The 12,684-nt window shown below is 35.3% G+C and carries 10 protein-coding genes and 1 pseudogene; 3 read left to right on the top strand and 8 right to left on the bottom strand.

Going from position 1 to position 12,684, the window contains the following annotated elements:
- Positions 1-112: 112 nt before the first annotated feature.
- The 4 genes and pseudogenes from ACUXVC_RS04715 to dcm form a co-directional block, all read right to left on the bottom strand.
- Entirely contained in the window at positions 113-439 is a 327-nt protein-coding gene (locus ACUXVC_RS04715) for a nucleoside triphosphate pyrophosphohydrolase (RefSeq protein WP_001143680.1), read from the bottom strand.
- Positions 440-492: 53 nt separating this feature from the next.
- A pseudogene (locus ACUXVC_RS04710) lies at positions 493-576 on the bottom strand (MerR family transcriptional regulator); the annotation flags it as partial.
- 124 nt (positions 577-700) lie between these two features.
- Positions 701-1,339 carry a BglII/BstYI family type II restriction endonuclease gene (locus ACUXVC_RS04705; RefSeq protein ID WP_001009462.1) on the bottom strand — a complete coding sequence of 213 codons (639 nt, stop codon included), beginning with the start codon at positions 1,337-1,339 and terminating at the stop codon, positions 701-703.
- Positions 1,340-1,632: 293 nt separating this feature from the next.
- Entirely contained in the window at positions 1,633-2,916 is a 1,284-nt protein-coding gene (gene dcm / locus ACUXVC_RS04700; protein ID WP_000241633.1) for a DNA (cytosine-5-)-methyltransferase, read from the bottom strand.
- Between the two features lie 340 nt (positions 2,917-3,256).
- Between dcm and ACUXVC_RS04695 the strand changes: the two genes are divergently transcribed.
- Positions 3,257-4,648, top strand: coding sequence for a Sau3AI family type II restriction endonuclease (locus tag ACUXVC_RS04695; RefSeq protein WP_000386746.1), 1,392 nt, complete (start codon positions 3,257-3,259; stop codon positions 4,646-4,648).
- Positions 4,649-4,804: 156 nt separating this feature from the next.
- Here ACUXVC_RS04695 and ACUXVC_RS04690 read toward each other — a convergent pair whose 3' ends face one another.
- The 4 genes from ACUXVC_RS04690 to ACUXVC_RS04675 all read right to left on the bottom strand — a co-directional run bounded on the left by ACUXVC_RS04690 (position 4,805) and on the right by ACUXVC_RS04675 (position 9,495).
- Entirely contained in the window at positions 4,805-6,010 is a 1,206-nt protein-coding gene (locus ACUXVC_RS04690; RefSeq protein WP_000582005.1) for a TerD family protein, read from the bottom strand.
- Positions 6,011-6,234: 224 nt separating this feature from the next.
- Complete coding sequence (locus tag ACUXVC_RS04685) at positions 6,235-7,212, bottom strand: tripartite tricarboxylate transporter substrate binding protein (protein ID WP_446025945.1); 978 nt, start codon at positions 7,210-7,212, stop codon at positions 6,235-6,237.
- Positions 7,209-7,886 carry a response regulator gene (locus tag ACUXVC_RS04680; protein WP_446025944.1) on the bottom strand — a complete coding sequence of 226 codons (678 nt, stop codon included), beginning with the start codon at positions 7,884-7,886 and terminating at the stop codon, positions 7,209-7,211. Before ACUXVC_RS04680 ends, ACUXVC_RS04685 begins: the two co-directional genes overlap by 4 nt.
- A gap of 19 nt (positions 7,887-7,905) precedes the next feature.
- Entirely contained in the window at positions 7,906-9,495 is a 1,590-nt protein-coding gene (locus ACUXVC_RS04675) for an ATP-binding protein (RefSeq protein ID WP_446025943.1), read from the bottom strand.
- Between the two features lie 225 nt (positions 9,496-9,720).
- Here ACUXVC_RS04675 and ACUXVC_RS04670 point away from each other — a divergent pair, with 225 nt between their 5' ends.
- Together ACUXVC_RS04670 and blaIII are read left to right on the top strand one after the other, a co-directional pair.
- Entirely contained in the window at positions 9,721-11,040 is a 1,320-nt protein-coding gene (locus ACUXVC_RS04670) for an MFS transporter (protein ID WP_144465695.1), read from the top strand.
- 567 nt (positions 11,041-11,607) lie between these two features.
- Positions 11,608-12,555 carry a class A beta-lactamase BlaIII gene (gene blaIII, locus ACUXVC_RS04665; protein ID WP_446025942.1) on the top strand — a complete coding sequence of 316 codons (948 nt, stop codon included), beginning with the start codon at positions 11,608-11,610 and terminating at the stop codon, positions 12,553-12,555.
- Positions 12,556-12,684: the final 129 nt, after the last annotated feature.

Below are 12,684 nucleotides of genomic sequence, written 5' to 3'. Positions count from 1 at the left end.
AATTTTTTTTGACTACTACTACGGTGTTTGTTGTTGTTGTTGTTTTTGTTTTGTTATGTTTTTTCTTAGTGATTTATTACTTGGTAGGGGCTTGTAAGGGGCTTATGAGGGGCTAGTTATCGGTTACTTCGATTAAAAATACTCGATCTGAGAAACCGCCTCTTTCTTCTGCTTTCTTTTTTCGGATGTTGTTGATTTCTTCTAGTGTTGTGCCTTCGTGTTCGGCTAGGGCGTTTATTAGTTCTAGTAGGTCGGATAGTTCTTCTAGTTTATGTTCTTTTGTGTCTGCTTCTAGGTATTCGGTTAGTTCTTCTTGTGTTTTGTTGCAGATTTCTTTTATGTATTCTTCTTCGGGTAAGATTCTTGTTGTGGGTGTTTTTCCGTTGGATTTTATTATTTGTGGGATTTTGTTTCTGATTAGTTTGTTGTAGGTTGGCATGGGGGTTTCCCTCCGTTTGGTTTTTCTTCTATTATAAAGGAAAAGCAGTTTAACTAGAGGTTAAACTGCTGCATTGCTTCTTTTATATAGTTTTCTTCTTCGGTTGTGAAGAGGGTTGGGAATTCGGATAATGACAATCATACATATGATGAAAAAGAAATAGATTACTTCAAAGAACTTATGTACCAAAATGCCAAAAGTCTAGCCATTACACACTTGATATCATAGTATAAAATATAATTAACCCCAAATTCACCATAATTAAATTAGTAATTCCGCATCAGCATAATATTTAATTCGTCCTCTTGTTTTATCTTTACTGATTTTATATGTTTCAATAAAAAATGTTTCAGGCTTCTTCAAGCCTACAATCACCAAAGGTACCGTCAATTGAGTATTTAAAGGCATTAAGTGCTCAATGTACTTTTCATACGTTCCAATTGCAGAGTCAAATCCTCCCGAATCTCTTAATTCATTGGTTGCAGAAATGATAATCCCTATTTTAGTTTGTACAGCTTTTTCAACATGATTTAATTCGCTTGCAATAACTGGTTTCATTAAATTCCATGCAATTGTCCCACTATGATTGAAAGCAACTTCTACAGAAATAATATCTTTAGCAAAGTCTAAACGCCATGCTTTATTTTTATATCTCTTATCCTTAAAAATATAACTTTCACTTTTCCATCCAAATGTAGCCAATTGTTCCTTAATTAATTGATTAATTGCCTTTGATAAACTTTTGTTTGAACCAATATATTTTTGTCTATGAACTTGTAAGAGCATTTCATCTGTAATATTAGAAAGAGCTTTTTGAATTTCTAGCCAGGTGTTTGTAAATTCTGGGTTCGTTTCAAGTATATTTTGACCATGTCGATGTGAGTATACTATAAAATTCATTTGAAACCTCCTATGAAAATATAATTATATAGTACCATTTTCATAAAGAGGAATGAATCTACATAAGCCTTATTTATACTATTCCATGTAATTCTGCTCCTTTTCCAAGTTTCCACAAAATACAATTAGGATTATTGGTAACTAGCGAGATATTTATTCATAGTTTAGAAACCCATTGTGATTCTTACACAAAATGTATCGGTTCATAAAATACCTAAAAATTAATTTATACTCTTAACAATAAATAGAGAAGGAACAGAGTAAATTTATACACTCTGTCCCTTCTCTATTTTTTAAAACCAACTCAACTGCACAAAGTCTTTCATTTTTTCTTCTTCCTGGTTAATTTCTAAAATTCGCTCACCCATTCGTTCTACCAAATCAACCACTAAAGCATTTCCCATACAAAAGTACCTGTTTCTTTGTGGCATACCTGTATTTGTCCAGTCCATCGGGAAACCATTTAACAATTCACATTCAACTGGTGTTAAATATCTTAGTCTTTTTGTATAAGGATCCTCAATGACATGTGAACTTCTATTACATGTTCCTTCACTTGTTAACATTGTACGCCCAGGCTTATCTAAATCATCAGGGAAAGCCATTCCTCCCTCAGAGTAGAAATATTTATGACCTGTCGCCTTTGATACTCTTTCTTCTTTTTTAGGACCTTTAAGATACTTAAGTTCCTCAAATTCCGTTCTTCCCTTTTTGTTAACCTTATCCGTTTTCAAATAATACGATTCATCTGCAGGGCCAAATTTATCATATACCTTTTGAACAACTTCACCTAAAGTCTCTGGATTTTCAGTTACTGGAACTAATTCTTCCGTATATACTTGTCCATCCATCATTACGCCAGAATTATAATATTCAGCTTTAAATGTATCAGAAACCTCAATAATATCGACTGGCAACTCAAATTGCCCTCTTTTTTTGTTTTCTTCAGGTGCTTCATGCACATTAAAAATTGGAGCGAAGAATCCATTTTCACACAATATCTCTAAAGGGTTCATTTTACTTTGAACAGATGTGAAATGAGATTCTTTTAAATACGCAAAAATAAATACTCTTCGTCTTCTTTGAGAATTTCCATAATCCGCAGCGTTAATAACTCTCCATTCCACTACATATCCTGCGTCTCTAAAGCTCGCCAGCATAATAGAAAAATCACGACCTCTTTGTTTTGCTGGTGATTTCAATAATCTATCTACATTCTCTAACAAAACAAATCTTGGCTTGCGAGAATTAACTATGTTCATTATCTCCCAAAAAAGAACACCTTTTTTTCCTTGTATTCCTTTTTCATTTGATAAAGTACGTGCTACAGAATAGTCTTGACAAGGGAATCCACCTACTAATAAATCATGCTCAGGTATTTCCGGCCAAGCTTCTGCTATATCTCTATTTACATGTATTCCTTTATTTTCAAAGCGAGTTGCATAACAATTAAATGCATGTTGTGCTTTAGTTGAGGGCTCCCACTGGTTTCCCCAAAGAACTTCAAAGTTTTCGTTTGCTTCTAGTCCTAATCTAAAACCTCCTACTCCCGCGAAAAGTTCTACTACTTTCACCATAAATACACGAACATCCTTTCGGTATTTTATTTATCTATGCTTCATTATAATAAAAAGTGAGGAAAAGATCAACTATAACATTTTAGGAATCATATTTTTTACAGTTCGTTTTTTGACTTGTAACCGTTAAGAAAATAATTCGTTACTATATCAATAGTATAAACGAAACAAATCGCCTTGAATAGATCCAATATAACTGTTCTTTAATAGAACAAACTGACTTTTCCTTCTTATAAATTTTACTTGTATAAAATTGAAACAGCTTTTTATTATAGCATAGATTTAATATGTATTGTTTAAAATCATACAACGCAGCACTGGATACAGAAAGGAGTTTATTATGGACTATACTACAATAGAAGAACTAATGAAAAAAGCACATGAAGCTGAAGGAAAAACATTTGGTGAAATCGATACAACTGACCGACTTGCAAATGCTAAATCAAAAGGTGGACTAGGGCAAGTAATCGAGGAAAGCTTTTTTGGATATGAAGTCAATTCAAACGCAGAAGCTGACTTTCAACACCTTGGTGTTGAACTTAAAGTAACTGCATTTAAACAAAATAAAAACGGTTCACTATCTGCCAAAGAGCGGCTAGTCTTAAATATTATCAACTATATGGAAGAAGTTCATACACACTTTGAAACATCAAGCTTTTGGAAGAAAAACGAAAAACTACTATTAATGTTCTATGAATGGGTACCTGGTGTAGACCGTAAAGATTTTCACATTACAAAAAGCCTTTTATTCACCTATCCCGAAGCTGATTTAGAAATAATTAGACAAGACTGGGAAACCATCGTAAATAAAATTCGTGCCGGCAAAGCACATGAATTATCTGAAGGTGATACAAACTATTTAGGAGCTTGCACTAAGGGTTCCAATAAAAACTCACTTCGCTCACAACCGTATTCTGAAATTCCAGCAATGCAAAGAGCTTTTTCGTTAAAGCCTTCTTACATGACAGCACTAGTTCGCAGGTATCACCTAAACGAAGAACTAGTAAGTTTTACAACAACAAATGAACTAAAAGGAAAATCTTTAGAAGAAATCCTTTATTCAAAATTTGAAAATTACATAGGCTTAACTGATCAAGAAATCGCTCAAAAATTATCTATTGATTACAAACCTACAACCAAAAGCTTTGTTCCACTATTAGTAAGCTCTTTACTTGGTATCAAAGGAACTCGACTCGATAAAATTGAAGAATTTGCGAAAGCTAATATAGAATTTAAAACAGTTCGTTTAGAGCCTAACGGTAAACCCGAACAAAGCATGTCATTTGAAACAATCGATTTTCATCAATGGACAAACGAATCATGGGAAGAAAGCGAAATTAGAGAACGCTTCTATCAAACCAAGTTTTTATTCGTAATTTTTGAATTTAACCAAACAAAAAAAGAAAATCCAAATCGTAAACTCTACTTTAAAGGTATTAAACTTTGGAACATGCCTGCTCCTACAATAGAAAAAGAAATACGTGAACTATGGGAAGAAGTTAATAAAGTAATACATGAGGGTATTCAAATTGAATATAAAAAACGCGGTGACAAAGTCGTCGAAGCAAATAACCTACCAAAAATAAACTTCAACGGTGTCGCGCACATTAGACCAAAAGCCCGCAACGGTGCCGATAAAGTAGCTTTACCTGATGGTCAGCATATTACAAAGCAATGTTATTGGTTAAATAACTCTTATATCGCCCAAATCATTAACAAAACGAATAAATAATTATCTTTCTTATTAACAAAAATGGATTATATCTAGATAGTATATAAAAACTTACCTAGATATAATCCATTTAATATATATCGTTAAAATTAATACACGTTATATACAATATTTAACAATAATTCCATCTATGCGAAATCAGTTGTTTCTTCATTTTCACTTAAAATACTTCTGATAATCCTCTTCATTTTTAAATTCAATTGGCCCTACATCCATTCGGAATTTCCCGTTCTCATACAATAGTGGTGAAGCCTCTGAATGGTCTTTTGAGTAGCTTTCTACATGTGAAATTTTCATCTCATTTGAATTGGTAAAATCAATATGAGCAATACACACCCAATAAGCATGGTCATTTATTTCTAATAACGGTGCTGTTACAACGCTTCCCATATGATTATCGACAACAGCTTTAGCCCTCATAGAATAGAAACTACCTATTCCATTTCCGACAGCACTATACGCAGCAAATAAAACATATTTTAAAGCTTCTGGTCGGTAAATACGAATTGTTTCTTTTCCTGGCTCTTGCGAATCACCATCTAACACAATATACGGAGAGACTTTAGACGAACCTAGATTTTTATAATACACCTTTCCTATTTCTCCATTAGTTGTTACGTAAAAACAGTATAAGTCTAAATCTTTATTTGTTTCCCATTCTAAAGTAGCCGTTACCATTTTAGATTTTTGTATATTTATAGATTGTTTTTTCTTCAATTCAACCTTCACTACATTAATAGTTTTTTGTACTGGAGGCGGAGTAGGAACTATTTTCTTCTCTACAGGGGGAGCAGTTTGTTTTTCATCATCTGCGATTTCTATCCCAAAATTTTTACACAATGCAGCTAACCCACCAAAATAGCCAGCTCCAATAGGATTGAACTTCCATCCTCCCCCATGCCGATACAGCTCTCCAACAATAATGGCACTTTCATCTGTAAATGGATGTGTGATAGGAAAATGAATAATTTCTAATCCTGATTGTGCGTTGCTTATTTTCAATTGAATATGTGTAACATCTCGTAGCGCCTGTTTCTTCTCTTCGGCATTATGAATTGTAATCGAAAATACAATCTTTTGTACGTCATCTTTTATATGAGTAAAATCTATTGAAAATCTTTGTTTACTTCCATTTGTGATATTTTGATCTAATTGAACAGATCGACAACTAGAATAAGGTTGTCCATAGAAAACGAAATCCTCTTCTTTAGTAATTTTCCCATTAAAACCTACTAAAAAAGCTGATGCATCTACATCCATATTTATCGGGGCATCCCAAGTTAAATCTACCAGTAATCCTTTCATCTCTGGATGATTCTTTGTGACGTCTATCTTTTGTCCCCTTACTAAAGTATGTATCATCATAATTCCCCCGTCCTACACCTTTAATGTTTTAACATTCAGTTCAATTATACTCCTCTTTAGATTTCCCTTTCTATCTTAAACTATAAAACCATGATAATTGATTATTATCATAAGAGGAAAAATCTATATAAAAACTTATTGAACTAAATACTCTCTATTTAAAATTCTAAATAAATATACTAAAAATGATATCAATATTTCATCAGTAGAGGTCCCTAAAATTACTTATCAACTTTAGCTCCACCAACCATTCCACCATACCACTCATAACTCTCCTCCAAAAACCCCCTACTCTCCCCACTATCCTTATAATAAGAATTCCACCCTCTTTCCCTCAAAATCCCCTTCCAACTATCACTCTCCACCATCTTCTTAATCACACCATCCCAATAAGCAACCTCTTCTTCCGTCATATCTTTCGGGCCCATAATGCCTTTCCAGTGCTGGAAGATGACGTTGATTCCTTGTTCTTTCCATGTTGGGATTTCTGGTAGTCGGTCTAGTCGTTTTGGTGCGGATACGGCTAGTATTTTTATTTTGCCGGCTTTGTATTGTTTTTCGGCTTCGGATAGGGTCATGGTTGCGGCGCCTATTTGTTTGTTCGTTAGGGCGTTTATGATTTTTTCTTTGTTTTCGTAGACGAAGAATTGTAGTTCGGCTGGGTTTATGCCGAAGGCTTTGCTTACTTGTACGAAGGATAGGTGATCGTCGTTTCCTAGGCCGGGGGCAACGCCGATTTTGAAGTTTTTCTTGTCTTGTTTTAGTTGTTCCATTAGTTGATTTGCGGTTTCTACGCTAGAGTCTTTTGATACGACAACGACTTCCCAGTCCGATGCAAGTGTCGCGAGCGGCGTGAAGTCTTTATATGTTAATTTACTGTGGCCTAGTAGGTTGTTCGTTATGAGTAAGCTTGAGTTAATCGCTAGTACGTGACCGCCTTTTTGTTTCGTATATTTCCATCCGACATCACCGCTGCCACCTACTTTGTTTGTGACTGTGATTGGTTTTGTGAAGATTTTTTCTTCTGTTAGCGTTTTTTGCATCGCTCTCGCTGTTAAGTCCCATCCTGCTCCTGGAACGTTTGGCGCAACGATTTCTACTTCTTCTATGTTTACTGTATTCGTTTGAGGTTTTTCTGAGGAACAACCAGCTATTACTCCTGTCATGATCCACATACATAGTAATAATCGTTTTTTCATAGTCCTCGTCCTATTCGATATTTTCGTTCTGGTCGTCCGATAATGCCGTATGTGTACTCTACTGTGCATTCATTTGTCGCTACTAAATATTCTAAGTATCTTCTTGCGGTTGTTCTGGAGGCCCCCATTTGTTCTCCCATTTCTTCTATTGTAATGCCCTCTTCGAATCCTTTTATAATGCCTTTCACTTTTTGCAGTGTTAACGGATCCACACCTGTCGGTAAGTTTTTTATGTCTTCTGTTTGCGAAGTGCCGAAGAAGTTATCGATGAGTGCTTGATTCACTTCATTGTTACTATGTAATAGTTGCTTCTTTCTTTTATAGTCTTCAATGGTGCGAACGAATTTTTCTAACGTGACTGGTTTTATAAGGTAATTGCTTACGCCGTTGCGAATTGCTTTTTCTAGCATATAGTTTTCATTCGCCGCTGTTACCATAATGACGTCAACATTTGGAAAGTCAGCATGAATTTGTGGCAATAAGTCTGTTCCAATTCCATCTGGCAAGTAATTATCTAATAGAAGTAAATCGATTTCTTCCTTTTGTAGTAGTTCCATCGTTTCTTTCGCGTTCAATGCTTTTCCGATTACTTTTACATCCTTTATTTTTAATAAAAACTCCTCTTGAATTTGCGCGACGCGGAAATCATCTTCTGCAATTGCAACCTTCAACATATGTCCATCCCCCTGTTTGTCATGTACTTTCTCTCAATGTTTTCGGAAGGTAAATTGTAAAAATAGCTCCCCCATTTTTCTCGTTTTGAATTTCAATTGTTCCTTCTAGTAGATCTACCATTTCTTTCATGTTTGCTAGCCCGTAACCACGATCAGTTCCTTTCGTTGAAAATCCTTTTTGAAAAATGGTCGTTATTTTTTCTGCCGGTATCCCTATCCCGCTATCTATCACTTCAAATACAATATCGCGTCCAATATCCGTAACAAAGAAGGAAACACTCTTTTCCTCTCGTTCATTCACCGCATCAAATGCATTGTCGATTATGTTTCCAAGAATCGTAATAAGATGCGAAACCTTTATATGGTCTGGTAACGGATGAAGCGCGCTATCTCCTTCAATATGAAAATCGATTTTCTTTTCAGACGCTGTTGCGAGTTTTCCTAATAAAATAGCTTGTACTTTCGCATCGTGAATTTGATGGAATAAAATATGATTTTGGCTTTGATGAATATTAGATTCTTGCTGGATAAATTCAATTGCTTCTTTGTAATGCCCTAACTGAAGTAATCCTGATAAAACGAAAAGTTTATTTGTAAATTCATGCGTTTGAGCACGTAAGTCCTCTGAATACTTTCTTACCTCTGATATTGTGTTCACTAGATTTTGCAGTTCTGTTTTATCTCTAAAACTACATACAACACCTACCGTACTGTTATTTTCGAGTATCGGCGTCATGTTTAAAATAAACACTTTATCTTGAAACGCAATTTCTTGATCGTTTTCTAGCACTCTTTCCATATTAAAATTCGGTAAAACTTTTGAAATGTGCTGCTGCATATAATCATCATTTACATGAAGCATTTCTTCGGCCGAGGTGTTCATCATCGTAATAAAACCGTTTTGATCAATGGCGATAATTCCTTCTTTTATAGATAGTAGTATTGCGCTTCGCTCCCGGTATAACGCTGCGATTTCATTCGGCTCTAAACCGAGTGTATCTTTACGAATGCTACGTGCTAAAAGAATGCCACCAACAATTCCAGCTAGTAATACAGCTAAGGAAAAGAGTATAATTTCTTTCGTTCTGCTCAATATGTTAGATTCAATACCTTTTATTAAAAACTCTACTGTCACAACGCCTACTACTTGATCGTAATCTCCGTTATGAACAATAATAGGTGCCTTCGCCATTAAAGCTGGGCCACTTGTACCATTTCCTTCGAGTGTATAATAACCACCAAAAGTAAGTGCCTCATAGTTATACGGGTTGTTACTCTTTGTTCCAATCAACTCAGAATTAGAATGTGAATACATAACCCCATAACGATCTTCTATAATTACATAATCCGCACCAGCTTGCTCACGAACTTGTTCCGCAATGGATTGAATGGTACTTTTATGCTCGTTATATTGAAAAGCCTCTTTTATCGCTGGCATAAAAGAAAGAGATTTAGCCGTTTGCAGCGCTAACTGTTCTACTTGGCGCTTCGTATCAACGGACTGAATGTAAACAAATATTCCCGCTAATAGGAGAACGACAAATAAAATTAACGCGATAATTAAGCTTACTATTTTCGTTTGCAATGACACTTTGCGTGATTTTTTCATACCCCATACCCTTTGATAAAATATTCAAAACTATCAATCTCCTTTTTCTATTATTATGACAAAACTGAAAATGAAGCAACTATTAAAAATATCCATGTTCATAAAGTACAAAAAGAATAAAATTGTCATAATATTGAGATTTAATTTAAAGAACAGTACAATTCAACTACAATGAACACGCTTTCATAATTATCATTTTATTTATAAGCAAGAGGGGGAATTAGTATGGCTCAAGTAAAATCAAACCGAGTCGCCGGCAATATCTTTAAAGGTTCTGTCGGTAATTTAATTGAATGGTACGACTGGTACGTTTACTCTGCTTTCGCCGTTTATTTTTCAGCAGAGTTCTTTCCTAAAGGAGATCCAACGAGTCAGTTACTGAACACAGCAGCTATTTTCGCAGTTGGATTTTTAATGCGCCCTATCGGAAGTTTATTAATGGGACGCTATGCGGATCGGCACGGACGCCGGGCAGCATTAACGCTTTCCATTACAGTTATGGCCGGTGGTTCTTTAATTATTGCCTGTACACCGAGTTACGAAAGTATCGGTATTATGGCACCAATTATTTTAGTTCTTGCTCGTTTACTTCAAGGGTTGTCACTCGGCGGAGAGTATGGAACTTCCGCAACGTATTTATCTGAAATGGCTAGTAGTGGACGCCGTGGTTTTTATTCAAGTTTCCAATATGTAACGCTCGTTGCTGGACAGATGGTTGCGTTAGGCGTTCAAATTGTTCTTCAGCAATTACTAAGCGAACCAGATATGAAAGCTTGGGGATGGCGTATTCCATTCATTATTGGAGCGATGGGCGCAGTAGCTGTATTATGGCTTCGCCGCACGATGGATGAGTCGGAGCAGTTCTCAAACATAAAATCACAAAAACGTGAAAGCGCAGGAACCATTCGCGCTCTTATGAAACATCCGAAAGCAGTATTAACAGTAGTCGGCCTAACATTAGGAGGCACTGTTGCATTTTATACGTACACAACATATTTACAAAAGTTCATGGTAAACACAGTCGGCCTTCCGAAAGAAGTTGTAAGCTGGATTAACTTTGTCGCACTACTTATATTCGTCGTACTTCAGCCAATTGCAGGGCTATTATCCGATAAAATTGGACGCCGCCCACTATTAATGGCATTCGGTATTCTCGGAACATTACTAACAGCACCGATCTTCTTCTTCATGGAAAAAACGACAGAACCAATCGTAGCATTTTTACTCATGATGGTCGGTCTCATTATCGTTACTGGTTACACATCAATTAATGCAATTGTAAAAGCAGAACTCTTCCCAACTGAAATTCGCGCACTCGGCGTAGGTTTACCATATGCACTAACAGTTGCGATATTCGGCGGAACAGCTGAGTTCATCGCATTATGGCTAAAAAGTATCGGAATGGAATCACTATTCTACTTCTACGTAGCTGGATGTATCGCGATCAGCTTTATTACGTATTGGCGTATGGATGAGTCATCGAAGACTTCGCAGATTGAGGCAGAGCTTGGTGGGGATAAATTAGTTAACAATAAATCTAGTTAAAATTATGTATTCTATTATCTTCGTTTATCTGAAAAAGCATAATTCATTAATATGCAATTTAAAAACCTCTACTTATATGTAGAGGTTTTTGTATGACGAAAAAACACGTAGTTCCATTGTTATTTTACAAACCCCAAATTCTTCCTCATCTTAAAGTGGAACAAATTTATTACTTAGAGTGTCTAATAAGTGTATTTCTAATATGAGTTGTCCAGATTGGATACAACATATCCCGTTTGACATCTATTTTTATGTATTACAAAAAAATGAAAGGACTTATTATTCCCAAAAGTAAAAAACATGTATTGTAATACTTTCACAGGTGAACCATTACAAGTGGAAACAAAAAAGAAATAACGCAAACTGTGACTTATCAATCATATAAAGTGAAACTTTAATCAGCGGGGGTCTTACTGCCCGGTAAATAGCGGGATAAACGTTTTGGATGTCATTTAACCTGTGAAATTTTAGCTACAGTAGTATTGTTACCTTATGTCATCTTTAATTGCATCGGTATTTAGAATACCTAGACAAAATCCATATATTCTTGAAAGAGGTTGAAAATTTATGTTCGTTTTAAACAAGTTCTATAACATTTTACATTACAAAAAGATTGTACCTGTAGTATTACTTTCATGTGTATCACTTATAGGCTGTTCCAATAGTAATGCTCAATCTGAACCACCTAAACAAACGAATCAAGCTAATCAAATTAAACAAGAACATACAGGTAATCAATCTTTTGCTAAACTTGAAAAAGAATATGATGCTAAGCTTGGTATTTATGCACTGGACACAGGTACGAATCAAACGATTGCTTATCATTCAGATGATCGTTTTGCGTTTGCATCTACATCTAAATCATTAGCTGTGGGCGCTCTTTTACGCAAGAACTCATTAGAAACTCTTGATCAAAGAATTACGTATACTCATGAAGATCTTTCTAATTATAATCCAATTACTGAAAAGCATGTTAATACAGGAATGACGTTAAAAGAACTTGCAGATGCTTCTGTTCGATATAGTGACAGCACAGCACATAATTTGATTCTTAAACAGTTAGGAGGTCCCTCTGAATTTGAAAAAATCTTGAGAGAAATGGGAGATACTGTTACTACTTCAGAACGATTTGAACCTGAATTAAATGAAGTGCATCCAGGAGAAACACATGATACCAGTACACCAGAAGCAATAGCTAAGACGCTTCAATCATTTACATTAGGGACTGCACTTCCAACAGAAAAACGTGAACTATTAGTAGATTGGATGAAGAGAAATACAACTGGAGATAAATTGATTCGTGCGGGCGTACCAAAAGGATGGGAAGTAGCTGATAAAACAGGTGCGGGATCTTACGGAACAAGAAATGATATCGCAATTATTTGGCCACCAAATAAAAAGCCAATTGTTCTTGCTATACTTTCTAATCATGATAAAGAAGATGCTAAATACGACGATAAACTTATTGCAGATGCAACCAAAGTCGTGTTAAATACCTTAAAAGCTACGGAATAGAGGATAATAGGTTAAAAGTTTTCTATTTTAGGCGGTGTTTTCTCTAGTATGAGTTGCACCGTATTTTCATCAACTAAAAATTTAATAGTGCCCCCAAAATGAAGTTTGGTGCTCCCCCTAAAACATCTG

It is taken from the genome of Bacillus sp. N6, from assembly GCF_052805735.1.
The sequence above is the reverse complement of the archived record's forward strand: the minus strand, read 5'-3'. Positions and strand labels throughout refer to the sequence as shown.